The following is a 24,963-nucleotide window of genomic DNA, read 5'->3' as shown; positions in this document are numbered from 1 at the left end:
CGACTTTGATGGCCCTAGGGTGCCTTGTTGCCCGCCTGCACCGGCGGGAACAGGGCCCTTTCCACGACGCCGGTGAGGTCCCTGATGACCTTGGCCTGCCCTTCATCCTGGGTGCCGTCCTCGTTCTCGGTGTAGATGACCAGGACAAAGGTTGAGCCACGGTAGGCGAGGATTGCGGCGTCGTGGAGTTCGCCGTCGAACTCGCCGTATTTATGGAACACTTCGATTCCGGACTGGGAGCCGGCGGGAATCAGTTCCTCGTTGTTGGTGTCCTGCATGTAGCCCAGCAACTGTTTGGTGTTGTCCGGGTTCAGCAGGTCTCCGGCGTACAGCTGCTTCAGGACCAGGGCCATCGCGGCAGGGGTCAGGAGGTTCTTCTCCGGGTCGTAACTGATGCCGATGGAGGACGCGTAGTCGATCAACCGCGGATAACCCACCGCATCCATCAGCAGCAGCCAGGAATCGTTGTTGCTCTCGTTGACCATCGCCTCGAGCTGGAAAGCGGCGTCGTAGTCCCCCAGCGGGTCATCGAGGCTTGCTTCCCCGGTTTCCACCAGGTGGTAGTAGGCGGCGGCTGTGATGATCTTCGCGGTGCTGGCGGCCGTGAAATCCTCCTGGTCGCCGAAAGTGAGTGCGGCGTCCCCGGAGATGTCGGCCATCGCCAGCCCGATCCGGTAGTCCGGATTATCGTCAAGGATGGACTGGACGCTGTCCTCGAGGGAATCCGGGGCCACGGCCACAGGCGCTTCGCGAACAGCCCCCGGGACCGGGCCGGTTGCTGCCAAGGGCCCTGACCGAACTACGGCCAGAACAAAAATGGCCACGATCACCAGCGCCACGGCCGTGAACAGCAGCGCAAGCTTCTTCCGGTCCCGCCGGGGCGCAGCGACATCCCGCGCTGCAGCACGCCTCTCCTGGTCCCGCATTCGGGTTACCTCTTCCACCTCAACAAACCGATCCGTATCCTGCGGGCCCACAGGGCACGTGATGCGGTGTCGATTAGATCATCCGAGGTTGGGAGCCGGCTGTAAGGATTGCGGACGTGTCTTTAATCCGCACCCGTTTGTGGACTTTGCACCCCCGAAAGCGGGGGTGCAAAGTCAGTCAGCGGGTGCGGGCAGCCAGTGCAGAGTCCAGGAACTCCAGGTGTGCCGGTGCCACGCGGACAGTGCTGTCCGCGTATTCGGGGTGTTTGGTGAGGAACTTCTTGATGAAGGGGCACACCGGAACGATGCCCATCTCCGCGCTGACGGTTTCGTCCAGGGCCACCGTGGCGAGCTGGCCTGCCAGACCCTGGCCGCCGTATTCCTCGTTGATCACCGTGTGATAGAAAATCCGCTGCGGTGAGCCGCCGCCGTCGTACTCCTTGTACGCCGCCTTGCCGATCACGCTGCCTGCGTCCAGGATTTCGAAACGCTCGCGGCCGGCGTTGTGGCGGACGGTGATCTCACTCAAGGGGACTCCTTCGATGCGGTTGTGTTGCTGCCCTTGCCAAGCCTAACCCGGCCGGGGCCGCCCTTATTTCCGTTCCAGGCACCCGGTGACTTCCGTGGTGAAGCCTTGTAGTGTCAGCACCGGAACGGCCACCCGCACGGCAAAGTTGACGAAGGAGCAGACCATGGCAGTCAGTGACGAAGAAGCACAAGTGCTGGACCAGTGGAGCAACAGGCTTGCCCAGGCGCTGCAGATCCTGGACCTCAAGGTGGACAACGAACTGCTCCTGGACCTGGCCCGCAAGTCCGCCGACTCCATAATCCACCCCGCCGCCCCGGTCACCACGTTCCTGGTGGGCTACGCCGCCGGGCTGGAAGCCGGCACCGGCAGTGCCGGATCAAGGGAAGCATCCAGTGCGGCGGTGCAGCGGGCGGCCAGCGTTGCCTTTGGCCTTTGCGACGACGGGCACGACGGCGGCCCCGCCAGCCAGGGCTGGGCGGACACTGCCCAATAAGAGCCCGTGATTGAGCTCGTCTTAGGGCCCGCTGATTGCGCTTATCCTAGGGCCCGGTGATTGAGCCTGTCATGAGGGCCCGGTGATTGAGCCTGTCGTGAGCCCCCGGTGATTGAGCCAGTCGTAAGCCGGTGATTGAGCCTGTCGAAATCGGGCTGGTGAAGTGCCGTTTCGACAGGCTCAACCACCGCTACCCCGCCGCCGTCGGCTCCTCTTCGAGGACCAGAACCGGCTCGAGCTTCACGATCACTGCCTTGGACACGGGCGTCTGGCTGCCCTCGGCCACGCTTTCCAGCGGCACCAGGACGTTGGCCTCGGGGTAGTAGGCGGCGGCGCACCCGCGGGCCGTAGGGTAGGACACCACCCGGTAGTTCCGCAGGACCCGCTCAGTGTTGTCCGGGTAGACGCCCCAGATGTCCACGTGCTGCCCGTCCTCCAGCCCCAGTTCGGTGAGGTCTGCCGGGTTCACGAACACTACCTCGCGGCCCTTCTTGATGCCCCGGTAGCGGTCGTTATGGCCGTAGATGGTGGTGTTGAACTGGTCGTGCGAGCGCATGCTTTGCAGGATCAGGGTGCCGGCCGGCCGTTCCACGTGTTCGAGTTCATTGACGGTAAGAATGGCCTTGCCCGTGGGGGTGTTGAAGGTGCGCGAGTCCCGGGGCCCGTTGGGCAGGATGAAGCCGCCTTCCTGCCTGATCTTCCGGTTGTAGTCCTCGCAGCCCACCACCACGTGGGAGATGTGCTCCCGGATGAGGTCGTAGTTCTTTTCGAAGCCTGCCCAGTCGGCGGCGATCCGGTCGCCCAGAACCCGGCGCGCCAGCCGGCTGACGATCGCCACTTCGGAAAGCAGTCCCGGCGCCACGGGCTCCACGGTTCCGTGGGAGGCGTGGACCGCGCAAACAGTGTCCTCCACCGAAACAAACTGCGGGCCGGATTCCTGGCGGTCGATCTCGGTGCGCCCCAGCGTGGGCAGGATCAGGGCCTCGGCGCCGGTCACGGCGTGGGAGTGGTTGAGCTTGGTGGAGATCTGGACGGACAGTTCAGTGCTCTCCATCGCTGTTTCAGCAGCGTGGGTGTCCGACATGGCGCCCACGAAGTTGCCGCCCAGCCCCACAAAAACCTTGATGCCGCCGTCGCGCATCTGCCGGATGGTCTCCACGGCGTCCGCACCGTGCTCCCGGGGCGGTTCGAAGCTGAACTCCTTGCCGAGGGCGTCCAGGAATGCAGGCGGCATCTGCTCCCAGATGCCCATGGTGCGGTCCCCCTGAACGTTGCTGTGTCCACGGATGGGCGAGGCGCCGGCGCCGGGTTTGCCGATGTTGCCCCGGAGCAGCAGCAGGTTGATGATCTCCTTGATGGTGGCCACGGCTTTTTTGTGCTGGGTGATGCCCATGGCCCAGGTGATGATTACTTTGTCTGCCCGCAGGTAGCGGTCCGCCAGTTCGTCGATTTCGTCCGAACGCAGCCCTGTGGCCTCAAGGACGGTGGCTTCGTCCAAGGTGGCGAGGTGTGCCTTCAGCTCGTCAAGGCCCTGGCAGTGCTCCTCCAGGAACTGATGGTCCAGCACGGTGCCCGGTGCCGCGGCTTCGGCGGCCAGTATCCGCTTGGAGACCGCCTGCAGCAGCGCCATGTCCCCGCCGAGCCGGATCTGCAGGAACTGGTCAGCCAGGTCCGTGCCGTGGCCGATGATGCCCTTCACCCGCTGCGGATTCTTGTACCGCATCAGGCCCGCCTCCGGCAGCGGGTTGACGGCAACGATCTGCGCGCCGGCGTCCTTGGCTTCCTCCAGCGCCGTGAGCATCCGAGGATGGTTGGTCCCTGGGTTCTGCCCCAGGATGATGATCAGGTCAGCTTTTTCAAAGTCGTTGTAAGAGACCGTGGCTTTGCCCACGCCGATGGTCTGCCCCATGGCCCAGCCGGAGGATTCGTGGCACATGTTGGAGCAGTCCGGCAGGTTGTTGGTGCCGTACCCGCGGATGAACAGCTGGTACAGGAACGCTGCCTCGTTGGACGTGCGGCCGCTGGTGTAGAAGGCCGCTTGGTCAGGGCTTGGCAAGGAATTGAGCTTGTCTGCGAGGATGCCGAACGCCTCGTCCCAGCCCATGGGCCGGTAATGGTCCTCGCCGGCCGGTTTGTACACGGGCTCGGTCAGGCGCCCCTGCATCCCCAGCCAGTACTCTGACCTTTCCCGCAGCTCGCTGACAGGGTGCTCAGCCCAGAACTCCGAGGCGACCACTACCGGGGTGGCCTCCCAGGTAACTGCCTTGGCGCCGTTCTCGCAGAATTCGAACGTCTTGCGGTGGCCCGGGTCCGGCCAGGCGCAGCTCATGCAGTCGAAACCGTCCTTCTGGTTCAGCGCCAGCAGGGTTTTCCTGGACCGCTCCAGGCCCATGTGCTCCAGCGCAGGTTTCATGGAGTGGTAGACACCGGGGACTCCGGCGGCCCAGGTTTTGGGGTGTCCGGTCACCTCAAGTTCGGACTCGTCTGCCTCTTCAACCTTCGGATTCTTGCGCGCCACGCTGCATTCTCCTTACTTGGCCCGGTCCCGAAAATACCGTGCACCTGCCACGGGACCGGTTCCCTTCAACAGTTGTTCACAGGTGGCCGGGAAGTCAAGGATGCCGGGCCGGATGTGTACAACGGGAGCGCCGGACTTGTCCACATAGCCGCGAACACCGACGACGGCGTCCCCCGGCCGCGCTAGGCTGGTTATCTCGGCTGAAGCAACCGGCCGCAGGATCCACCGTTGCGGAGCCGCTCCCTATGCCCGACGATCGTGCCCTCGCCGCCCTGGCGGCCTCTTCCTTCTCCCTGCCCCGCCTCCGCGACGGTCAGCTGGCCGGAATGGCTGCCCTCGCAGCCGGCCGCGATGTCCTGGCGGTGATGCCCACCGGCTACGGCAAGTCTGCTGTCTACCAGGTCGCGGCACTGCACCTGAAAAACACGACGGGACGTCCCGCCGTTGTGGTTTCACCCCTCATTGCCCTGCAGGAAGACCAGCTGGACGGGCTGGCTGGGGATCTGGGTGCGGATGCCGCCGTCGCGATCAATTCCTCCCGTAGTGACGCTGAATTGGAGGCCTCGTGGCAGGCGGTTGAGAACGGCAGGGCTACCTTCCTGTTCCTCGCTCCCGAACAGCTCGCCAAGCAGGAGACCGTGGACCGGATCGCTGAGCTGGAGATTTCCATGTTCGTGGTGGACGAGGCGCACTGCGTGTCCTCCTGGGGCCACGATTTCCGCCCCGACTACCTCAACCTCGGCAGCGTCCGTGAGCGCCTGGGCAACCCGCCGGTGGCAGCGCTGACCGCAACTGCATCCCCTCCGGTGCGCGACGAGATCGCTGAACGCCTGCGTATGGAGGACCCGCTGATCCTGGTCCATGGCTTCGACCGGCCCAACATCAGCCTCGATGTGGTCCGGCACCAGGAGGACAAGGGCAAACGCAAGGCAGTGCTGGAACAGGTCGCGGCTCTGGCCAGGGACCAGGGGCAGGGCCTGCTGTACGCCGCTACCCGCAAGGACACCGAGAAGTACGCGGCCAAGCTGGCCAAGGAGGGGCTGCGGGCGGAGGCCTATCACGCCGGCCGTTCGGCGGCCGACCGGGAACGGATCCACGAGCTGTTCCTCGACGACCAACTGGACGTGGTGGTTGCCACCACCGCTTTTGGCATGGGTATTGACAAGCCGAATGTGCGGATTGTGGTGCATGCGGACATTCCGGAGTCGCTGGACGCGTACTACCAGGAGATCGGCCGGGCGGGACGCGACGGAGAGCCTGCCGTGGCCGTATTGCACTACCGCGCCGAGGACCTCGGCCTGCGCAAATTCTTCGGCACCAACTCCCCGGATCCGGACCGGCTGCAAGCCGTGCTGAAGGTCCTTAAGGCCGCGAAAGCGCCCGCTCCCAAGACGTCGGTGGCTGAACTGACCGGGTTTCCCGTGCGCCGCGTCACCGGCCTGGTCAACCAGCTGGAGGAGGCGGGGGCAGTCACCACAGGCAAGCGCGGCATCCGGCTCACGTCCAAAGCCAAACTGCCCGCGCTGGTGCAGCGCGCCGTCGAACTGGGCGAAGCCCGGCAGCGCGTGGACCAGTCGCGGCTCACCATGATGCGTGCCTATGCGGAAACGGACAGTTGCCGGCGACAGTTCCTGCTGGGCTACTTCGGCGAGGAACTGCCGGAGCCATGCGGCAACTGCGATACCTGCGCTGAAGCCGCCGCCCAAGCGGATGCCGCCGGCTTAAAGGACGTGCACGACGGCGGGCCCGGCCCCATGGGAAAGGGTTCGACCGGGAAGGGCTCATCCGGGCAGGCCTCCCCGAGTGCGGACGAGCAGTTCCCGCTGCAGTCGGCCGTCATCCATAAAGAGTGGGGTCCAGGGCTGGTGATGCGGCACGAGGACGACGTTATTACTGTCCTGTTCGAGCAGGAGGGGTACAAGACGTTGTCCCGTACCGCCGTCGTGGAGCATGAACTCCTGCGCCCTGCTTAGCTAAGCCTGCTTTCGGTAGGCTGGGAGGACACTGACGACGAAAGGGCCGCCGCGTGGAAGTACCTTCTTATGTCTGGACGCTGACCATCGCAGGGATCGTTGGCCTGCTGGCTTTCGATTTCTTTTTCCACGTGCGGAAGGCCCACACACCCTCACTGAAGGAATCAGCCACCTGGTCCGCGATTTACGTCGGCATCGCACTGCTTTTCGGGCTGGGCGTGCTGTTGTTCGGCGGGCCAACGATGGGCACCGAGTACTTCGCCGGCTACGTCACGGAAGAAGCGCTCTCGGTTGACAACCTCTTTGTGTTCCTCATCATCATGGCCAGTTTCAAGGTGCCGCGGGCTCACCAGCAGAAGGTACTCCTGTTCGGCATCGTCTTCTCCCTGATCGCCCGCACGGCCTTTATTTTCGTCGGCGCCACCTTGATCAACCGGTTCGCCTGGGTGTTCTATCTCTTCGGCCTGATCCTCCTGATCACCGCCGGAAACCTGCTGCGGCCCGAAAACCACGACGACGAGGACACGGACGGGCTGGTGGTGCGGCTCGCCAAGAAGTTCCTCCCGGCATCGCAACACTACGACGGAGACAAGCTCTTCACCGTTGAAAACGGCAAGCGCGTCCTCACCCCGATGCTCCTGGTGATGGTGGCCCTTGGCGGCACGGACCTTCTTTTCGCGCTGGACTCCATCCCTGCGATCTTCGGCCTCACGCAGAACGTCTACATCGTCTTCACCGCCACGGCCTTCTCCCTGATGGGCCTGCGCCAGTTGTTCTTCCTGATCGACGGACTGCTGGACCGGCTGATCTTCCTCTCGTACGGCCTGGCCGTCATCCTGGGCTTCATCGGTGTGAAGCTGATCCTTCACGCCCTGCACGAGAACACCCTGCCGTTCATCAATGACGGACAGCATGTAAATGTCGTGGAGGTCAGCACGGAGGTCTCCCTCGGCGTCATCCTTGGTGTGCTGCTGCTGACCATCCTGGCCTCCGTTTTCAGCTCCAAGGGCAAGGCCAAGAACGCCGTCTCCGGTGCCAAGCGGCATGCCAACGAGTATTTGGACCTGAACTACGAGACGGACATGGCCGAACGGGACAAAATCTTCGCTGCCATGTGCCGCGAGGAGGACCAGATCCGAAAGCTGCCGGAGAAGTACAAAAAGCTCGTCCGCAACGAGACCGAGTTCATGAACCTGCTGCGCAGCGCGCACGCGGAGCACGACAAGGCACAGGTCCGGGCGGCGGCCCACGGGAGCTGACACCTGTCCGCTTGCTGGTTGGTCGCGGTTTGCCCGCTGCCGGAACATCAGTCCCGCACCGGATTGTCGGTACCCCTTGCTAGGTTGGTTCTAAGGCCAGGGGAACCGTCCTTAGGCTAATGATCACAGCCCGGCTGTCGATGGGGAGGCCCCGTGTTTTTGCTCGAAGCTGCAGCTGCCGGTGCGCCGCCGGATCTGGTGTTTTCCGCCAGCGATCTGGTGGTGGCCAGCGAGTGTGAGTACCGAACGCTCCGGGTCCTGGATGAAAAACTGGGCCGTTTCCCGAAGGCCGAATTCGCAGCGGATGAGATGCAGGTCCGCGCCGGCGAACTCGGCGACAAGCACGAACAGACCGTCCTTGCCAGCCTGGTCGCCAAGTATGGCGAGTGGGATGCCAGCCGTGGTGCGGGGGTGTACTCGCTCGAACGTGGGCAAAACCTGCGCGGGGAGCTCCAGGCCAAGCACGCGGAAACCGAGCTCGCGCTGCGCTCCGGGGCCGACGTCGTTTTCCAGGCCACGTTCTTCGACGGCGAATTCCTGGGTTACGCGGACTTCCTCGTCAACGAGGCGGCCGGCACGGGCAGCCCCGGGCGTTACGAAGTCTGGGATACGAAACTGGCCAGGCATGCCAAAGTGGGCGCCCTGCTGCAACTGGCAGCGTATGGTGACCAGCTCCTTGGGATGGGCCTTGACCCCTCCCCCACCGTGACCCTGGTGCTCGGAACCCGTGTGGGAGATGACTGGCTTCGCAGCAGCCACTCCCTTCCGGACCTGCTGCCTGTGTTCCGGGAACGACGCCGGCGCTTCCGCCAGCTGACAGCGCAGCACCGCGCCGCTGATACCCCTGTGCAGTGGCAGCAGCCCGGGATCGTGCACTGCGGCCGCTGCGACTATTGCTCCGAGCAGGTGCAAGAGCATCGGGACCTGCTGATGGTGGCCGGGATGTCTGTGGTGCAGCGCCGGAAGCTTCATGCCGCCGGCATCACCACCATCGACCAGCTCGCGGCCATGCCTGCTGACGAGGCGAAGAACTCAGTGGTCCGGCTCCGGGCACAGGCGCGGATGCAGCTGGGCCTGGATGCAGCCGCCGGGTCCAGGACGTTCACTAAAGACGGCCAGCCGCACACAGTGTCATTCACGATCCTGCCGGAGAACCGCATCGGGGCGCTCCCCGCACCCAGCCCGGGAGACATCTTTTTCGACTTCGAGGGCGATCCTCTGTGGCAGGACCCGGCCACGGGAGCGTGGGGCATCGAGTACCTCTTCGGGGTGATCGAGGCACCTGTTGCCGGGAGTTCCGGTGATCCTGCTTTCCGCCCGTTCTGGGCCCACTCCCGATCCGAAGAACGCCGGGCCTTCCTGGATTTCCTGGCCTATGTAGAGGAACGCCGCGCACGGTATCCGGACATGCACGTCTACCATTACGCCGCCTACGAAAAGACAGCCCTGCGGAACCTTTCCCTTGCGCACCAGGCCGGTGAGGACACCGTTGACGCCTGGCTCCGCGAAGGCCTGCTCGTGGACCTCTACGCCACGGTGCGGCAATCACTGCGCATTTCCGAAGCGTCGTACTCCATCAAAAAGCTCGAACCGCTGTACATGGGGGACAACCTCCGTTCCGGGGACGTCAAGGACGCCGGTGCCTCCGTAGTTGCCTACGCCGCATACTGCGCGGCCCGTGATGCGGGGAACGAGGCGGAGGCGGCAACAATCCTGGCGTCCATCTCCGACTACAACCGGTACGACTGCCTTTCCACACTCCATTTGCGCGACTGGCTGCTGGAAATCGCCGGGCCAGCCGGGACGGAAGCTGCGTCCACGGCAGCCTCGAAAGCGCTGACTGGTTCATCCGCTGGGACTGAAGTGGATGAACGCAGGGAAGTGCCGGACGAGGCTGCCGGAACTCCTGAAACTCCCGAAGAGCGCCGGCTGCGCGAATACTTGGCCGGGCTGCCGGACACCCGCCCCTGGACCGATGATGAACGCGCCATCGCCATGGTTGCCGCGGCTACCGGCTACCACCGCCGCGAACGCAAGCAGTTCTGGTGGCAGCACTTCGACCGGGTGGAAGCACCCATCGAGAACTGGTCCGACCAGCGGAATGTCTTTGTGGTGTCATCGGCAGAAGTTACTTCCGACTGGGCGCTGGCCAAGCCGCGGGAGCGCATGCGGACCCGGGTCCTTCGGTTGGAGGGCACCATGACCGAGGGATCGGACTTCCGGGCTGGTTCAAACTGGTGCCGGCTCTATGATGCCCCGCCGCCGGATGGCATGGCAGATCCCGATGCCGCTCCGGGCGCCAGGGCTTTTACCTTCGGAACCAGGATCAGCGCGGTCTCACCGGCCCCGGACAACCCCGAACACACCGTCATCACCATTGCTGAGCGCGAAACCGGCAAGGTTGCGGCGTACCAGCACATTCCCGTTGCTCTGACCGAGGACCAGCCCCTCGCTACGTCCAGCATCGAAGCTGCGATCGCGGAAATCGCCGCCAGCGTCGGAACGTCAGTGCCTTCGCTGCCGGCACAACCGGGGCTGGACATCCTGCGCAAACAGCCCCCGCGATTCCGGACTATCCGGCAGCCGGTGGACGTCCCGCACGGGCCTGATGGTTCTGCCGATTACGCCGCGGCGATCACCGCGTCTGTCCGCGACCTCGACTGCTCCTACCTGGCTGTCCAGGGCCCTCCGGGCACCGGAAAGACGTATGTCGGTGCACACGTTATTGGCCGCCTGGTTGAAGAGGGTTGGAAGATCGGAGTGGTGGGCCAGTCGCACAATGTGGTCGAAAACCTGCTCTGCTGTGCCATCGCCACGGGCGGTGTGGATCCGGCCGTAGTGGCGAAGAAGCTCGCGTCCCCGCACGATGTTCCCTGGCCTGCCACCACCGAAGGCGACGTTGCACGGCTCCTGTCCTCGCCAGGCGGCTGCCTGGTGGGCGGCACCGCCTGGACCATGACGGGCAAGGAGGTACCGGCCGGTGCACTGGACCTGCTGGTCATCGATGAGGCCGGGCAATTCTCGCTGGCCAACACGCTTGCCGTTTCCAGGGCGGCAAAGCGGCTCCTGCTGCTCGGCGACCCCCAGCAACTGCCCCAGGTCACGCAGGGCGCGCACCCGGAACCCGTGGACGAATCAGCGCTGGGATGGCTCGCCGCCGGGCACGCCACCCTGCCGGCCAACCTGGGATACTTCCTCGCGGACAGCTGGCGGATGCACCCCGAATTGTGCCGCGCCGTCTCCCGGCTCAGCTACGAGGGAAAGCTCCAGTCCGCACCGGCAGCCTCCCAGCGCCAACTGGAACAGCTTCCTCCGGGTGTGGAAACGGCCTTCGTCAACCACAGCGGCAACGCCACCGCCTCCAAGGAGGAAGCGGCAGAGGTGGTTCGCCAGGTGCGCCGGCACCTCGGGCTGAAGTGGACGCCGGGTGCGGACAGCGAGTCCCGTCCGCTCGGCCAGGAAGACCTGCTGGTAGTGGCCGCCTACAACGCCCAGGTCCACCTCATCCGGAAGGCCCTGGCGGAGGATGGCCTGCCGGACGTGCGGGTAGGAACGGTGGACAAGTTCCAGGGCCAGGAGGCGCCCGTGGTGCTGGTCTCGATGACCTGCTCTGCAGTCAGTGAGGCACCGCGCGGCGCTGAGTTCCTGCTGAACAGGAACCGCATCAACGTGGCAGTCTCCCGGGGCCAGTGGCGGGCAGTCATCATCCGCTCCCCCGAGCTCACCAACTACATGCCGCGCCGGCCCGCAGCCCTGGAGGAACTGGGGGCCTTCATCGGGCTGAGTCCAAGGGAATGAAGTCCGCCGTGCTCAAGCACATGCGGGATCGAGCACGCGCGTAGTGGTCTTAGCGTGCATTGAAGCCGCGGAAGGTGCCGTCAGCTTCAGAGATGGAATCCTCCACCCGTTCCACCCGCCCGGGGGTCCGGTCCGAGTTCAGCCATTCCCGGAGTTCATGGACCTTCCACTGCGGCCCCTCGGCTACCAAGGCGACGGAACCGTCGTCGAGATTCCTCACCTCGCCGCTGAGGCCCAGCTCGTCCGCCTTGCCCATGGTCCAGTAGCGGAATCCAACACCCTGCACCACCCCAAAAACGCGGGCAGTAAGCCGCACGGCCCCGGCATCAGACGCAGCCGGATCAGGCTCTTCGGACGGTGAACCTGCGTGCCTCGCCATAGTGCCTGCCCTCCGCCAGCGCCGCCCCACCCAAGTAAGTAGCAGCAAGTGTCGTTTTGAACCTTCAAAACGACACTTGGCGCTACCCAGTTGGGAGGGCGGAACGGTTAGTTGATGGTGATGTCGCGGGTGCTGTGGTTGTAGCGGATGGTGACCGTGCCGCCGTCGTGGTACAGCTCGTGGTTCGGGCCATCGAAGGTGCCGAACGCGCCGTAGTTTTCGTCCCAGGACCGGTTCAGGGCGATCTTGAAGGTGTAGTGGCCGGCCGGCAGCTCCGCACTCTTCTTCCACAGCTGGTCCAGGAAGTCGAACTCCATCTGGGCTTCGTCGTACTGCGGGGCCCAGTTCTCGGGTGCACCAAGGATGGTGTTGAAATCGCCCGCAACAGCCACTGCCTCCGGCTGCGGGTGCGTCTCAACATCCGGGCCCTCGAACGGCTCCGCGGCAGCGGACTCATCGGCCTTGGCCGGAGCCTTGCCCTTGCGTACGGCCTTGACCACGGGCTCGACGGCGTCCTCGATCACCTTGGCAGCCTTGCCCACAGCCGCGGCAGCCTTCTTGGCAGGCGTTTTCCTGGTGGCCTTTTTGGGCTCAGCCTTGGCCGCGGCCGGCGCCGGGAGTTCAGCAACGGCAGTGGTCTTGCGGACGAACCCTGCGGGAGCCGCAGGAACCGGGACGTCGGCAGGGACCGGGGTGCCGGCGTCGAGCGCCGTGGCGAAGGACACGGCGTCCGGGTAGGCCACCGTGGCACGCATGCCGTCTTCGGTGATGGTCCAGCCGGAGCGGCCCTTGACCAGCCAGCCTGCCTTCACCAGCTTGGCTGTGGCCGAGGTCAGCGTCTTGTGCCCGCGGGGAATTCCGCCGCTGAGCAGTTCGGCTTCGTGCTCGTTGAACGGCACGCGTGCCGTAGCCTCCGCGAGGACCTGCCCCGCGTTCAGTGCATCACCGGACCACACGCCTTCGGCCAGGACATCCAAAACGGTCTTGAGTCGAAGGAAGGTGTTTTCTGCGGTGGACTTGGCCATGATTCCCCTTTTATAAAAGCGATCGGTCTTAGGCATCTTGCCAACTGCCGGTTACATCGCGCGACTTAAAATGGTTAACTCTGCGTGTCGTGACCGACTATGAAGCGGAGATTCCCGCAAGTGAGTCTGGAGTATCGGGTGTAGGGCCGGCTGCACAACCCTGGAGTGACTCCACAGGTACTCCGTTCTGCACCCCTCCGGACACGCCTGCGGCACCAAGTTTAGCGGCAAGTTGGCGCGGTTGTTGCCTGGCACACAGCTGGCGTCACTGCGGCGCTTCGAGACCGTTCAGTTCAGCCAGCAACTCTGACTTCCGTTCCTCGGTTGCAAAGGACGAATGGATGGAGTTCGCGGCCAGCCGGGCTTTGTCGAAATCGGAGAGTTCGAATACCGCGTCCAACTGGCTGAAGTTGTCGTCCACATAGCCGCCGAAGTAGGCGGGATCATCCGAATTGACGGAGACGTTCAGGCCCGCGGCGAGCATGGCGGGCAGCGGGTGGTCCGCCAGGGTGTCCACCGCACGCAGCCGGACATTCGATAGCGGGCAGACCGTCAGCGGGATGCGCGCGTCAACGAGCCGCTCCACCAAGTCAGGATCTTCCATGCAGCGGATGCCGTGGTCGATCCGCTCCACGCCCAGGATGTCCAGGGCTTCCAGAATGTACGACGGCGGCCCCTCCTCGCCCGCGTGCGCGGTGAGCCGCAGGCCCGCTTCGCGGGCTTTGGCATAGAGCCGCTCGAATTTCGACGGGGGGTTGCCCACCTCCGCCGAGTCCAGCCCCACCGCACCGATGGGTGCGTTCATCGCCAGGAGGCCGTCGAATACTTCAAGCGCAGATTCTTCGGAAAGATCCCGCAGGAAGGCTGCGATCAGCAGGGTGGAGATCCCGAACTCTTCCTGCGAAGTGGCCAGGACGGAGGCGACGCCGTTGACGCAGGTTTCCAGCGGGATGCCGCGGGACGTGTGCGCCTGCGGGTCCATCATGATTTCGGCATGCCGCACCCCGGCAGCGGCGGCGCGCTCCAGGTACGCGCGGGTCATGTCGGCAAAATCCTGCTCTGTCTGCAGCACGGCCATGTTGGCGTAGTACAGGTCCAGGAAGGACTGCAGGTCGGTGAACTCATAGCGCGCCCGCAGCTCATCCAGTCCCGAGTACGGCAAGCTGATGCCGTTCCGTTCTGCAAGCGCAAAAATAAGTTCCGGCTGGAGAGTCCCCTCGATATGAAGGTGCAGTTCGGCCACGGGCAGGGGCCTGGCAGAGACGTCCGGTTCAGCTGTTTCGGGTTCGGTTTCGGCCACGGCACTACCGCCCGCAAAGTTATCCATCCGGTCAGGATAGTGCCCCCGCCGGGTTCACGCCTCGCTGGTGGAAAGTCCATTCAGGAAACCACCAGCCTTTGCCCAGACAAGATCTCAGTTTGATAACGCACCTGGTATGTCCTAGCGTGAAACACATGCCCGGCCAGCGGGCGACATGAATGCCAGGTGCTGCCTCCACCAGAACTGCCCAGCAGGCAGCCACCGAAATTGACCTCTATTCGTCAGGGGCGGGCAGTGGCGCGATGATCTCCGGGGACGGAACCAGCGCCGGTGGCCTTCAGGAGCATAACCATCATGAACAACACCAGATTCCGTACTGCCGCACGCCGTGGAGCCACCGTGGCCGCCATTTCGGCCGCAGGTCTCGCACTTTCGGCAACGGCGGCAAACGCCGCTACCAGCACTTCCACCTGGGACGCACTGGCACAGTGCGAGAGCGGCGGCAACTGGGCCATTAACACCGGCAACGGCTTCAGCGGCGGCCTCCAGTTCACCCCGAGCACCTGGGCAGCTTACGGCGGCAGTGGTTCGGCCGCAGACGCCAGCCGTGAGCAGCAGATTGCCGTGGCCGAGCAGGTCCAGGCTGCACAGGGCTGGGGAGCCTGGCCCTCCTGCGCAGCACAGCTTGGCCTGAGCGGCGGAGCTACCGGCGTGGTTCAGCAGAGCGCGCCGGTGCAGAGCGTTCCAGTTCAGGCGGCACCCGTCCAGGCCGCACCGGTGCAGGCCGCACCCGTCCAAGTGGCCCCTGCCACGGCTCCGGCGGCCAAGCACGTGAAAGCAGTGGCCCTGAGCGGCGAGACGTACACACTGCAGGCCGGTGACACCTTGAGCATCGTGGCCGGAAAGCTGGGCATCAACGGCGGTTGGCAGCAGCTTGCCGACGCCAACCTGGACACCATTTCCGATCCGAACCTCGTCTTCGAGGGACAGGTCATCCAGCTTCCCGCATGAACCGCTGCCGCCTCATTGACGGCGCGGTAGTGAGTGAGGCCGGTACGGTCTCCCAAAACAGGTCGGCGATAGACAAATTCCGTTGACCAAAAACGACGCCGGCGTGCCCCCAGAAGGGGCGCGCCGGCGTCGTACTTTTTTAAGTGCCGCGGAAGGCAGAGGCCTTAGCTGCGGGCAGGAATTTCGCGGACGATCCGCACCTTCCAGGCGGACTCGTCGCTGGTGTCCAGCAGGGCAACGGTGCCGTGGGCCAGGTTGAGGGCGACCCGCTTGACCGCCAGGAGCTCCAGGTAGAGGTGCTCGTTCATGCGGCTGGGGGTGTCGATCATGTACTTCACGGCGTCGCGGACCTTGCGGTAATTGGCGCTCTTCTCCCGGTGCATGTGCAGCTCCAGCGCCGACTGCTGCTTAAGGCGCGGCTCGTGCCGGTTCAACAGCGTCACGGCGGTGTGCACAGCGACCACGAGAGCGAGGGAAACGCCGTAAATCCACCACCCGCTGGAAAGCAGGAACAGCGGAAGATTGCCGATTGCCACGATCGCGATGATTACCCGAAGGGCTGCGATACGGCGGACCGTCCGGGCGACGGCGGCGATGCCGTCGCGGAAACGGTGCTGGTCCTTCCGCGCAATCTCGGGGTCTAGGGTAAATTCGTCAAGGACCAGGATGCCCTTAGCTTCCGGACTCAGCATCTGCCCGTAGCGGGGCGCGAAGGAGTGGGGGATTCCGGCGGTTTTTTCAGGTGTTGATGTCATGAGTGGGCTTCCAAAATGGTGGGGTGTTGCGGAGATCTTAGTGGTTTTGACTCCGCGCTGTATGCATAGGTCCACTATGTGAACACTTCGGCGTTCTGCGTGTGGCGCCCGGCACTGCAATTGGCACATCCGCAGGCTGCCGTCAGACTGAAGGGATGCAAACCTTCCTCCCGTACCCCGATTTCCGGCAGAGCGCCGCCGCCCTGGATACCGCCCGGCTCGGCAAACAGCGCGTCGAAGCGCTCCAGACATTGCGCGCCCTGGTCATTCCCGGATACGGCTGGCAGACCCACCCGGCAATCCGGATGTGGATGGGGTACGTGCCGGCCCTGACCATGTACGGGCTGGCGATGGTGGACGAATGGACCAAGCGCGGGCACCCGGATAAGACGCGGGAGAACATCACCGAGTTCGCGCCGCAGGCGGCCCACCCGGACTACGCCGCGAAGATTCCGATGCCGCCCTGGCTTGGGGACCCCGATTTCCACCTCAGCCACCGCTCCAAGCTGGTGCGCAAGGAACCCAAGTTCTACACCTCCATATTTGAGGACGCGGTGCCGGACATGGACTACCTCTGGCCGGAGCCGAAACACGAGTTCCTGCCGCAGGAACCCGAGGGGGACATTCTGTGGATCCTCCGGTCCCCGCATCACGACGTCGACCCCCAGGCCCTGGACACGGTGGCGCTTCCCCCGGTGCATGGTTTTCCCGCTGCCGCGGCTGCCGTGGAAGAGCCGGATGACGGCTACTCCCCTGTCTACATCGACGACGGCTCCCGCCGCCCTTCCAAGCAGCCGCGAAAGGCGGCCCCCAAACCGCAGCAGAAGAAGCCCACCCGCAAGCGCCTGGCGCAGGAGGAGGCCTTCTCCACGCTTCCCGGGAAAACGCCGGTCGCTGTCCCCTTCGAACACGGCCACAAGTTTGCCGTGGGACAGGTGGTGGGCAGGCCCATCACACTGGAGGACGGACGCTTCGGCAGGAACTTCACGGTGACCGAGATCATCGACCGCTCAGCCTTCACCTACCCGGCGCTCCTGCAGGATCCCCGCGTATTCTTCCCGGTTGAGGCACCGTAGCGTATGACGATCCTCCTTGCCGGTTGCGGCGACCTGGGTACCGAAGCGGGCCTGCGGTTCGCTGCCCTGGGCCATCGCGTGGTGGGATGGCGCCGCTCCCCCTCGAAACTGCCGGCCGCCATCGAAGGTGTTGCCGCTGACTTGAGTGCGCCCAGCCTTCCGCCCGTCCCGGCGGACACTGCCGCCGTCGTCATTTCCGTAGCCGCAGATTCACCAACGGAAGCGGCCTACCGGGCCGCGTACGTGCAGGGAGTCGGCAACGTCCTGGACGCATTAGCGCGCGACGGCGTGACGCCGGGCAGAGTGCTTTTTGTCTCGTCCACGGCGGTATACGGCGATGCCGGCGGCGGCTGGGTGGACGAGGGAACACCGCCCGCTCCTGGCGGATTCTCCGGCCGGATCCTTGTAGAGGCTGAGGAACTTCTCCGGGAGCGGCTCGCCGGGACATCAACCGCCGCTGTATCCCTGCGGCTGGGCGGCATTTACGGGCCCGGCCGGACCAGGCTGATCGACCAGGTGCGCAGCGGTGCCGCCGTCGTCCCCCAGGACATCCGGTACACCAACCGCATCCACCGTGATGACGCAGCCGCAGCGATTGTCCATCTGGCCACCATGACTGCTGAACCGGCCCCCGTCTATGTTGGTGTGGACGATGACCCGGCCGACCTGGGCACCGTACTCCGGTTCCTTGCCGGCGAACTGGGCATGACGGAGCCGCCGGTGGGTGACGCCGGACCTGCCCGCGCTGGAAACAAGCGCTGCAGCAACAGCCTCCTTCGCGGCACTGGCTTTGGTTTCGCTTTTCCGTCCTTCAGGGATGGCTACAGGGACATCCTGGCCGGGAACGGCGTGCGCCACCCATAGCTTCCGCTGCGGCCGGGTTCCGGCGCGGACCGCGGCGCGGCGTTTAGGCTGGCTGCGCGGGAGTTCCGTGCCGGTGTTGGTGCAGGAGTCCGGACAGGCGTTCGGCAGGGTGAGGCGGGAACATGGATTTTCGGGAAGTTATTGAGGCTGCCGGGCAGGTTGTCGATTTCGCGGGCGTAGCTGTGATGGTGATCGGTGCCCTGGTGTCCATCCCTCTGGCGCTTCGAGGCCATCAGCCGCGAAGGCTCCCTGCCGGCACCGGGAAACTGAGCTTCTACCGCTTATACCGCCAACTCTTGGGCAGATCCATTCTGCTGGGGCTTGAGCTCTTGGTTGCCGCGGACATCATCCGCACTGTCGCCGTCACGCCCACCTTCGAGACCGTGGGAGTCCTGGCAATTATTGTGCTGATCAGGACATTCCTCAGTTTTTCCCTCGAGCTTGAAATCACCGGGCGCTGGCCGTGGCAGAAGCAGTCAGGTGACCCTGCGGAAGCAACGGCAGGTTAGAAACTCCTGGAGTGGCGCGGAGAGAGCAGCGCGCACTTACCGGGGCGCATATCCCGCCCCGTAATGACTGCGGTACAGTGCCTGTATCTTGCCGCCGGCCCGCAGAGGCAATTGAATGCAATGATCGGAACCAGAACCATCGAAGCGGCCCCTGCACGGGCTGACGGCGCGGAGAAATCCCGGCGTCGCATGCAGGTACGCCCCGTCGTGCTGACGGTCGTGTTGTCGGTTCTGGCCTTTGGCGCGCTGAGTTTCGTTTCCGATTCATCACCGGTCCAAAGCACCAGAGCGGGAGAGGCCCCTGGTTCTCCCGCTCTGGCAGCCAATCCGCCCAGCGGAGAAGCCATGCCTATCGGAAACCTGCCCGGTTGGAAGCAGGTCTTTGCCGAGGATTTTGTCAACGGAAATGTCCCTGTCGGCGAATTCCCAGGCGGGAAGTACGGCGCGAAGTGGAGCGAAAATTATGCTGACGGCACGCCGGATACAGCGGCCCAGCTGAATGAGGCGAAGTCCGGGTATTTCCCGTCCAAGGTCCTCAGCGTCAAAGACGGCGTCCTGGACATGTATCTGCACTCCGAAAACGGCACTTCAATGGGCGCAGCGCCGTCGCCCAAGTTCAGTGAGACCAGCGGGCGCCCCTACAACAGCCAACTCTACGGACGCTACTCTGTACGGTTTAAGGCCGATCCACTGCCGGGATACAAAACAGCCTGGTTGCTCTGGCCCGACAGCAAGCAGTGGCCGGAGGATGGCGAGATCGACTTTCCCGAAGGAGATTTAGCGTCATCGATTTTCGCTGCCATGCACGCTACCGGCAGCGCTGAGGGCGAGCACATTGACATGTTCCACACCACGGCAACATTCAGCTCCTGGCACACTGCCACCATCGAGTGGAACCCCGGAAGGGTTGAGTTTTTTCTTGATGGCAGGTCAATCGGCATCAGCGCGACATCGACTCCTGACACGCCCATGCATTACATCCTGCAGACTGAATCGTGCCTGCCGGTATGCCCGGCCCCTGAAACCAGCGGCCATCTGTACGTTGACTGGGTTGCTATCTGGGAGAAGGGCTAGGATGCACGGGCCGCAGCCCGCCTGCATGGGGCGGAAGTGAACCGGGCTTAGCCGGCATCCGGACGCCAATACTGCAGCCCGCCGCCGGTGGCGCCGTCCAGGCCGACGTCGACCACAGCATACGGAAAAGTCCGGCGGTCCGACTGGTCAGGTCCGCGGCCGCGGACATCCGAACACCATGTACCGGTGTTGACGTACCGGGTGGCGCCGCCCTCGAGCGTAGCCTCAAGGGCCCGGTGGGTGTGGCCCGAGACGTACCAGGCCACTGCTGATCCATGCGTCTCAAGGGTGCGTGCCACCTGGCCGGCAGCAGCAGGAGCTTCCTCGCTGGCGATGCTGCGGCCGGCCGCAGCGAGGACCATGCGGGTGGCGGTGCGCGGGAGCACCGACATCGTCCGAAAACGGGACAGGCGTGCGAGATCCCGAACGGCGGCTCCGCCGAGCTCCAGCCGAAGGGCTTCAGCCTCCAACAGCTCGCCGTAGGCGAGCTCCCGGACGCGGCGTTCTGCCCGTTCGGATGCCAGGAAGGCCCGGGCAACGGCCCCGGCACGGCTGAGGCGCGAGTTCGATGGCCGGGCGTGCCAGGCAGCCAGCGGTGGCAGGTCCAGTTCGTCGGTACCGCTGACCGCGGTCCGCAGCAGCTCGGGGATACGGTGCAGCGCGTGGTGCTGGTGCCCGTGCTCAGCCAAGAGGACACGGGGTACGTGCAGGAACCATGGGTGCACCCGGACCTGGGCGGGTTCGACGGGTGACAGCAGCGATGACAGCCGGGCGGCCACCGAGGGCCGGGCCAGCTCCACGTCGTGGTTCCCGCACACGAAGTGCAGTTGAACGCCGCGCGCCGCGCACCCTTCCAGCGCGTCCTGAATCTCAGGGTGGCGGGCCAGGATGGAATCAAGGCGGGCCAGGCTCTCGTCTTCGGTGAGCCCTGCCAATTCGAAGGTGTCACCGACGAAAACGATATGCTGCTGCGGACCCGACGCCTGGAGCACCTCGCGGCGGAGGAAATCGGGCAGGACTTTGCCGGGGCGCCTGGGGTCCTCGTCCCCCACGCCGAGGTGGAGGTCGCTGAGGAGCCACCACCGCGCCGAGCGGTTCACGTCAGTAGTTCCAGCAGGCGTGGCAGGAAGAGGAACAGGCATACCAGCCACATGACGGCGACGGCCGCCTGGCTCACTGCCCGCCCGAGGAACCTCGGGCGGGGGGTTTGCAGCGGGTCCGGTCCGGCGTGCCGGACCTCGAGGGTGACAAGGGTGGCGAGCAGGGCAGCAGCCACCACCAGTCCTGCCAGTTCAATCATGACGCAGCCTCCTGCCGTGCGCGTGCAATGCACGCAAGGATGGTGATGACACCCATCGAGATGACGCACGCCTGCCAGGACCACACGGCAAGGTAGAACATCGCTGTAGACACCGCGGTGAGCGTGGCCAGGCCAAGCGCCAGGACGAGCAGCGTTCCGAGCGCCAGGTCGGTAACCGGCGTCAGCTGGGCCAGTGCCCGCCCCGGCAGCAGGATGAGGACAGCCACCGCGGCGACCGTTTGCAGTGGTGTCGGCAGCCCCACAAGCGTGAGGAGCGCCAGTACGACGGCGGCGAGGCCGAGTATGATGGTGGGCCGCTTGGCTAAAGTCATGGCACTCATGGCGCCACCCGGTAGACGCGCGCGTCGGTGTTGCTGAATGCCAGTTGCACGCCATTCTGCATACTGATCCACTCCTCGAGTTCGGTGAATTCGCCCGGGCTGTTGTCGCCCTGGAGTACGACGCTTGCCTCCGTGGAGCGCATGAAGATCAAGTGGGCGCCGCCGGGGTTGTGCCGTGCGTAGTTATAGACGATGGGACCGCATGTCTGAGGCGACAGGTCCTCCCGGCACAGATCATCCATGGTCCGGTAACGGTGTTCGAGGTAGGACTGGCTGCGCCACGGCGTCGGGTGGGCAGCCGAGATGACCGAGGAGCCGGGGGGCGCCAACTGCTCCGCGGCGGCCACTGCGTCAATCTCACTGCGGGTGAAGACGTCATACTGTGCGTTTCCGAACCGGCCGGTCACGGTCAGCACGGCCAGCAGGAAACAGGTGAGCACAAGAGCACCCACGGCGCGGGCGGACGGTCGGACGCTGCCGTCTCCCGGCAGCAGCACCGATGACGCCAGGAGGGCTACGAAGGGCAATGCGAACAGCGAGACACGGATGAGCATTTCGCCGCCGTACGCCTGTGCGGGGAAGAGCAGCAGCGGGGTGGCGGCGAGGAGGACTATCCGGAGGTCGAGGCGCCGCTTGCGCCATTCGAGCACTGCGCCAAGGGCGGCGAGCGCCCACAGCAGGACGGTGAGGCCCACCCGGAGCTGCACCACGAGCAGGTGCCCGGCTGTCCCGTTCACGCGGTCCACGACGTTGGCCTCGGCCGCTATTTGCAGCCCTGCGTTCTCCAGGAGCGGGTGCCCGGCCAGGTACGTACTCGCTGGATAGAGGAGCCAAAGGACCAGCACAAGGCCGGCGATCAGGGGAAGCCGGCCCGGCCATACCCGCCCGCTCAGGGTGAGAACGGTGATCACAACGAGCAACATGAACGGCGTGAGCTGATGGCTGGCGGTGATGACCGGAATGAGCAGGAGGGTCACCACGAGGGCGGCCAGCCGGAATCCGGTCCGGGGCTCGGCCGGCGTCCGTTCCCGCCACCATTGCCCGAGGCCAGCCGGCCGGAAGCCGTGGAACGTGGCGGGCTTCGCCGCGAGCGGACCGAGAACCATCGCAAGCACAACGAGGTACAGGAAGAAACCGAAGGCTTGAGGCGACAGGTAGTCCTGGTCCTGCCAGTTGCCGAGGCAGAAGAGCCAGAGCACCAGCCAGCGCCGTCGCGGATCCCGGGTCAGGTAACCGGTGAGCACCGCGATGGCAACGAGCCACAGACTCACGTTGAGCACTGGAGCCCACAGGGCAAGGGTCACCGGGTCGAGCCCCGTTGCCCCGAGGACCGTTGCCAGCAGGGCGAAGAAGCCGGGCCAGTTGAAGTACGCGTCGATGTTCGGATCGATCTGCTGCATGCCCGAGAGGGCGTTGGCGATGCCGAGATGCCGGAACGCTACCTCCCCACGCGGTACGTCTGTCACGAAGGCTGCGGTCCCGAAGAGCACGAGCACGAGCACCGCGACGAGCCATATCATTACCGGGCGGCTCGCCGGGCCCTCTGTGTCCCCCCGCAGCGCCACGAAGAAGGCGGCATTAAGAATCAGGACGCCGGCCCAGAAGGGGAAGGGCAGGGCGGCGACGAGCCCAAGGTCGCTGGTCACGGGCAGTGCCACGGTGGAAGCGGCCCACACCACAAGCGCCAGCGATCCCGCGCCGGCGAGGGCACACCACAGGTCCCGGGGCTTCCAGCGAAGGTCCATGCGGCTGGGCGTATCAAGCGTGCTGGTCATCGTACCTCCTGTTTGACGCGCCGGAGGACTGCGATCAGCCGAAGGCCGACCGCCAGGGCTCCGACAGAGAGCACCACCAGCCAGGTAAGGGCCATGGCGCTGGGGCCGCTTCCGGCGGCCGACAATGCTGAGATGCAGAGGGCCGCGGCGAGCACCACGCCCACCGTGATGGCCTCCGCATAATGGCCCCGGGCCCGGCACACCGCGTTATAGGCCTGAAGTACCGCGTAGGCCACCACGCCGGCGGCCAACCACCGCAGGGCGCCGGCTGAGGCGTCGGCGTACCTGTCCCCCAGCAGATGGAGCAGGGGGCGGGCGAAGACGATGAGGACGAGGGCACCCAGGCCTCCGATGGCGAGCGACCACCGGAGAGTTGCCCACGTGGTGGACACCAGCCGGCCAGGTTCCCGGACCCCCTCGGAGAACTGAACGATGCCCATCAGCATCGGAGCGGTATAGGCTGCCCACGCCATCATCCAGGCGGGGTACCAGTAAGCAGCGGCCTCTGGCGACACCATATGCGCCAGCAGGAGCGGCAGCACCAGACCGGGGGCACGCTCGGTGAGGGTGAGGAGCTGGTTCGGGATACCCAGCATCAGCAGCGGACGGCCGCGTGCCGGGTGCAAGGATGGCCGCAGCCGGTAGCCCACAAGTCGTCGCAGCTGGATCACGCCCACGATGCATGTCACTGCGGTTCCGAGGGTCCAGCAGGCCATCAGCAGGTCTGACGCTGCGGGGCGCGCCAGCAAGGCCACGAGTGCTGCGGCCGCGAGTGAAACACCGCCACCCATCGTGTACCTCAAGGTCGCGCTGGCGCCGCGGCCCAGTGCCACAAGCGCCTGGTCCAGCACGGTGCCCATTGTTCCGGTGACGGCGGCTACGAGGAACATCAGCCAGAAGAGAACCGATGTCGAGGCCGTGTCCGGGGCTGCGGTCAGCTGCAGGATGAGGTACCCGAGGGCCAGCACCGTGCTGGCTACCCCGACGATGGCGAACGCCGCGTCCAGCACCCGAGCGGGCGGTTCCCCCCGCCCCACCGAGACGATCACGGCCGACCCGGCGCCCAGCACCGCGAGCTGCGCGCAGATCAAAACTGCCGAGACGGCGGCAGTGGTGAGCCCGACCTCACGGGTGGAGGCCGCATGCGCGGCCACCACCCAGAAAGCGAAACCCGAGCCGGTCTGGGCACCCTTGGCAATGATGAGGCCTATTGAGCTGCGCAGTGCGGAGTGCCGGACGGGCGGGCCGTCCACGGCGGATTTCCCCCTCACTGTAGTCACGATGCGAAACCCTTGACCAAACCCGTGTAGTTGTACCAGCAGAAGGCTATGTAGTAGCGAAGCCAGCGGGGCTGGCCCGCGGCGAGGCTCAAGGCGCTGCCCCGGACCGCCGCAGCGGCAGGCAGCAGCGCCAACCTCGCCCCACGCCAGCCGTGTTTGCGGATCATCCGTCCCAGTCCGGTTCCATCCATGAGGAACTGGTCGAGGGCGAAGTCGAAGTCGTCTGCGGCGAATCGATGTTCGACGAAGACGCGGCGTGACACCGCCGTTCGCAGCCCGGACTGCCGCATCCGCCAACGCAGCTCGATGTCCTCGCCCGACTTGAACGAGTCGTCAAAGCCCAGGCCCAGCATCAGGTCCCGGTTGACGATCGTCGCCACGAGTCCGAACCAGTTGCGGCTGCGGCCGGTGCGGTGGTGGTGTGCCAGCGCCTGCCCCCAGTAGCCCGGTCCGGCAACACTTTCCAGGCCGGCCTGGAGGGCATCGTGACCATCTTCCACCAGCTCTGTCAGCAGGTCAGCCACTCCCCTGGGGCCGAACACAACATCGGCATCAACAAGCAGGACCCACGGGGTATTGCTGCTCCGCACACCGAGTGTCCGGGCCCAAGGCAGGCCGCGGCCCTCGTCACTGAGGACCCTGGCACCGGCAGCGAGCGCGAGCTCGACGGTGCGGTCGGTGGACAATCCGTCCACCACAATGATCTCAGCAACGCCTTGTTGGCGAAGGGCCTCCAAGCATCCCGGGAGCAGGTTTTCAGCGTTGCGGGCCGGAACGACGGCAGTAACATCTGCAGGACTGTGGGTCATGGTGTCCC

22 protein-coding genes are annotated in these 24,963 nt (G+C 65.2%); 9 read left to right on the top strand and 13 right to left on the bottom strand.

Translation table 11 applies throughout. The features are described from left to right. Window positions 1-14: 14 nt before the first annotated feature. Both BMX78_RS05595 and BMX78_RS05590 read right to left on the bottom strand, forming a co-directional pair. Window positions 15-926, bottom strand: a complete 912-nt coding sequence (locus tag BMX78_RS05595) for a serine hydrolase (RefSeq protein ID WP_091417442.1) — start codon at window positions 924-926, stop codon at window positions 15-17. A gap of 178 nt (window positions 927-1,104) precedes the next feature. Beyond that, a complete protein-coding gene (locus BMX78_RS05590; protein WP_091417439.1) occupies window positions 1,105-1,455 on the bottom strand; it encodes a GNAT family N-acetyltransferase in 351 nt (116 codons plus the stop codon). 163 nt (window positions 1,456-1,618) lie between these two features. Between BMX78_RS05590 and BMX78_RS05585 the strand changes: the two genes are divergently transcribed. Continuing rightward, complete coding sequence (locus BMX78_RS05585) at window positions 1,619-1,948, top strand: DUF6457 domain-containing protein (RefSeq protein ID WP_091417436.1); 330 nt, start codon at window positions 1,619-1,621, stop codon at window positions 1,946-1,948. A 190-nt stretch (window positions 1,949-2,138) separates the two neighbouring features. Here BMX78_RS05585 and BMX78_RS05580 read toward each other — a convergent pair whose 3' ends face one another. Further along, the gene (locus BMX78_RS05580; RefSeq protein ID WP_091417433.1) at window positions 2,139-4,466 is read right to left on the bottom strand and encodes an FdhF/YdeP family oxidoreductase; all 2,328 of its coding nucleotides are present in this window, start codon (window positions 4,464-4,466) and stop codon (window positions 2,139-2,141) included. Between the two features lie 245 nt (window positions 4,467-4,711). Here BMX78_RS05580 and BMX78_RS05575 point away from each other — a divergent pair, with 245 nt between their 5' ends. The 3 genes from BMX78_RS05575 to BMX78_RS05565 all read left to right on the top strand — a co-directional run bounded on the left by BMX78_RS05575 (window position 4,712) and on the right by BMX78_RS05565 (window position 11,496). Beyond that, window positions 4,712-6,439, top strand: a complete 1,728-nt coding sequence (locus BMX78_RS05575) for a RecQ family ATP-dependent DNA helicase (protein ID WP_091417431.1) — start codon at window positions 4,712-4,714, stop codon at window positions 6,437-6,439. Window positions 6,440-6,492: 53 nt separating this feature from the next. Next, window positions 6,493-7,698, top strand: a complete 1,206-nt coding sequence (locus BMX78_RS05570; RefSeq protein WP_091417428.1) for a TerC family protein — start codon at window positions 6,493-6,495, stop codon at window positions 7,696-7,698. 153 nt (window positions 7,699-7,851) lie between these two features. Continuing rightward, the gene (locus BMX78_RS05565) at window positions 7,852-11,496 is read left to right on the top strand and encodes a TM0106 family RecB-like putative nuclease (RefSeq protein ID WP_091417426.1); all 3,645 of its coding nucleotides are present in this window, start codon (window positions 7,852-7,854) and stop codon (window positions 11,494-11,496) included. A 49-nt stretch (window positions 11,497-11,545) separates the two neighbouring features. Here the strand turns inward: BMX78_RS05565 and BMX78_RS05560 are convergent, their stop codons facing one another. The 3 genes from BMX78_RS05560 to BMX78_RS05550 form a co-directional block, all read right to left on the bottom strand. Beyond that, window positions 11,546-11,875, bottom strand: a complete 330-nt coding sequence (locus tag BMX78_RS05560) for an acylphosphatase (RefSeq protein WP_091417423.1) — start codon at window positions 11,873-11,875, stop codon at window positions 11,546-11,548. 107 nt (window positions 11,876-11,982) lie between these two features. Next, window positions 11,983-12,900, bottom strand: coding sequence for a pullulanase X25 domain-containing protein (locus BMX78_RS05555; protein WP_091417420.1), 918 nt, complete (start codon window positions 12,898-12,900; stop codon window positions 11,983-11,985). A gap of 265 nt (window positions 12,901-13,165) precedes the next feature. Then, window positions 13,166-14,227 carry an adenosine deaminase gene (locus BMX78_RS05550; protein ID WP_139204883.1) on the bottom strand — a complete coding sequence of 354 codons (1,062 nt, stop codon included), beginning with the start codon at window positions 14,225-14,227 and terminating at the stop codon, window positions 13,166-13,168. 288 nt (window positions 14,228-14,515) lie between these two features. On the opposite strand from BMX78_RS05550, the gene BMX78_RS05545 reads away from it, so the two are divergent. After that, entirely contained in the window at window positions 14,516-15,172 is a 657-nt protein-coding gene (locus BMX78_RS05545) for a transglycosylase family protein (RefSeq protein ID WP_091417417.1), read from the top strand. A gap of 164 nt (window positions 15,173-15,336) precedes the next feature. Here the strand turns inward: BMX78_RS05545 and BMX78_RS05540 are convergent, their stop codons facing one another. Next, window positions 15,337-15,927, bottom strand: a complete 591-nt coding sequence (locus BMX78_RS05540; RefSeq protein ID WP_091417414.1) for a hypothetical protein — start codon at window positions 15,925-15,927, stop codon at window positions 15,337-15,339. Between the two features lie 155 nt (window positions 15,928-16,082). Here BMX78_RS05540 and BMX78_RS05535 point away from each other — a divergent pair, with 155 nt between their 5' ends. The 4 genes from BMX78_RS05535 (at window position 16,083) to BMX78_RS05520 (ending at window position 19,450) form a co-directional block, all read left to right on the top strand. After that, a complete protein-coding gene (locus BMX78_RS05535; protein ID WP_091417411.1) occupies window positions 16,083-17,003 on the top strand; it encodes an MSMEG_6728 family protein in 921 nt (306 codons plus the stop codon). A 3-nt stretch (window positions 17,004-17,006) separates the two neighbouring features. Beyond that, window positions 17,007-17,867 (top strand): SDR family oxidoreductase, encoded by an 861-nt coding sequence (locus tag BMX78_RS05530; RefSeq protein ID WP_091417409.1) that lies wholly within the window; start codon window positions 17,007-17,009, stop codon window positions 17,865-17,867. 122 nt (window positions 17,868-17,989) lie between these two features. Then, entirely contained in the window at window positions 17,990-18,376 is a 387-nt protein-coding gene (locus tag BMX78_RS05525) for a DUF1622 domain-containing protein (protein ID WP_091417406.1), read from the top strand. Between the two features lie 63 nt (window positions 18,377-18,439). Then, window positions 18,440-19,450, top strand: coding sequence for a glycoside hydrolase family 16 protein (locus BMX78_RS05520; protein WP_286138805.1), 1,011 nt, complete (start codon window positions 18,440-18,442; stop codon window positions 19,448-19,450). 47 nt (window positions 19,451-19,497) lie between these two features. Here BMX78_RS05520 and BMX78_RS05515 read toward each other — a convergent pair whose 3' ends face one another. Genes BMX78_RS05515 through BMX78_RS05490 form a run of 6 tightly spaced genes read right to left on the bottom strand, consistent with a single transcriptional unit; the run spans window position 19,498 to window position 24,955 of the window. After that, window positions 19,498-20,550, bottom strand: coding sequence for a metallophosphoesterase family protein (locus BMX78_RS05515; protein WP_091417403.1), 1,053 nt, complete (start codon window positions 20,548-20,550; stop codon window positions 19,498-19,500). Then, window positions 20,547-20,750 (bottom strand): hypothetical protein, encoded by a 204-nt coding sequence (locus tag BMX78_RS05510; RefSeq protein WP_091417400.1) that lies wholly within the window; start codon window positions 20,748-20,750, stop codon window positions 20,547-20,549. Before BMX78_RS05510 ends, BMX78_RS05515 begins: the two co-directional genes overlap by 4 nt. Then, on the bottom strand, window positions 20,747-21,082 hold the full coding sequence (locus BMX78_RS05505) for a hypothetical protein (RefSeq protein ID WP_091417953.1): 336 nt from the start codon (window positions 21,080-21,082) through the stop codon (window positions 20,747-20,749). Before BMX78_RS05505 ends, BMX78_RS05510 begins: the two co-directional genes overlap by 4 nt. A gap of 5 nt (window positions 21,083-21,087) precedes the next feature. Then, on the bottom strand, window positions 21,088-22,866 hold the full coding sequence (locus tag BMX78_RS05500; RefSeq protein ID WP_091417397.1) for a glycosyltransferase: 1,779 nt from the start codon (window positions 22,864-22,866) through the stop codon (window positions 21,088-21,090). After that, window positions 22,863-24,146, bottom strand: coding sequence for a lipopolysaccharide biosynthesis protein (locus tag BMX78_RS05495; protein WP_091417395.1), 1,284 nt, complete (start codon window positions 24,144-24,146; stop codon window positions 22,863-22,865). The genes BMX78_RS05500 and BMX78_RS05495 overlap by 4 nt, the downstream gene beginning before the upstream one ends. Further along, window positions 24,143-24,955 (bottom strand): glycosyltransferase, encoded by an 813-nt coding sequence (locus BMX78_RS05490; protein ID WP_091417392.1) that lies wholly within the window; start codon window positions 24,953-24,955, stop codon window positions 24,143-24,145. Before BMX78_RS05490 ends, BMX78_RS05495 begins: the two co-directional genes overlap by 4 nt. Window positions 24,956-24,963 lie beyond the last annotated feature (8 nt).

It is taken from the genome of Arthrobacter sp. OV608 (assembly GCA_900110595.1).
Taxonomy (GTDB): domain Bacteria; phylum Actinomycetota; class Actinomycetes; order Actinomycetales; family Micrococcaceae; genus Arthrobacter.
Note: the sequence above shows the minus strand (reverse complement) of the source record. Positions and strands in the feature narration are given on the sequence as shown.

Coding starts and splice junctions, on each gene's coding strand:
- BMX78_RS05595 (WP_091417442.1), bottom strand. CDS start 926: ATGCGGGACCAGGAGAGGCGTGCTGCAGCGCGGGATGTCGCTGCGCCC.
- BMX78_RS05585 (WP_091417436.1), top strand. CDS start 1,619: ATGGCAGTCAGTGACGAAGAAGCACAAGTGCTGGACCAGTGGAGCAAC.
- BMX78_RS05575 (WP_091417431.1), top strand. CDS start 4,712: ATGCCCGACGATCGTGCCCTCGCCGCCCTGGCGGCCTCTTCCTTCTCC.
- BMX78_RS05560 (WP_091417423.1), bottom strand. CDS start 11,875: ATGGCGAGGCACGCAGGTTCACCGTCCGAAGAGCCTGATCCGGCTGCG.
- BMX78_RS05555 (WP_091417420.1), bottom strand. CDS start 12,900: ATGGCCAAGTCCACCGCAGAAAACACCTTCCTTCGACTCAAGACCGTT.
- BMX78_RS05550 (WP_139204883.1), bottom strand. CDS start 14,227: ATGGATAACTTTGCGGGCGGTAGTGCCGTGGCCGAAACCGAACCCGAA.
- BMX78_RS05545 (WP_091417417.1), top strand. CDS start 14,516: ATGAACAACACCAGATTCCGTACTGCCGCACGCCGTGGAGCCACCGTG.
- BMX78_RS05540 (WP_091417414.1), bottom strand. CDS start 15,927: ATGACATCAACACCTGAAAAAACCGCCGGAATCCCCCACTCCTTCGCG.
- BMX78_RS05535 (WP_091417411.1), top strand. CDS start 16,083: ATGCAAACCTTCCTCCCGTACCCCGATTTCCGGCAGAGCGCCGCCGCC.
- BMX78_RS05530 (WP_091417409.1), top strand. CDS start 17,007: ATGACGATCCTCCTTGCCGGTTGCGGCGACCTGGGTACCGAAGCGGGC.
- BMX78_RS05525 (WP_091417406.1), top strand. CDS start 17,990: ATGGATTTTCGGGAAGTTATTGAGGCTGCCGGGCAGGTTGTCGATTTC.
- BMX78_RS05520 (WP_286138805.1), top strand. CDS start 18,440: ATGACTGCGGTACAGTGCCTGTATCTTGCCGCCGGCCCGCAGAGGCAA.
- BMX78_RS05510 (WP_091417400.1), bottom strand. CDS start 20,750: ATGATTGAACTGGCAGGACTGGTGGTGGCTGCTGCCCTGCTCGCCACC.
- BMX78_RS05505 (WP_091417953.1), bottom strand. CDS start 21,082: ATGACTTTAGCCAAGCGGCCCACCATCATACTCGGCCTCGCCGCCGTC.
- BMX78_RS05500 (WP_091417397.1), bottom strand. CDS start 22,866: ATGACCAGCACGCTTGATACGCCCAGCCGCATGGACCTTCGCTGGAAG.
- BMX78_RS05490 (WP_091417392.1), bottom strand. CDS start 24,955: ATGACCCACAGTCCTGCAGATGTTACTGCCGTCGTTCCGGCCCGCAAC.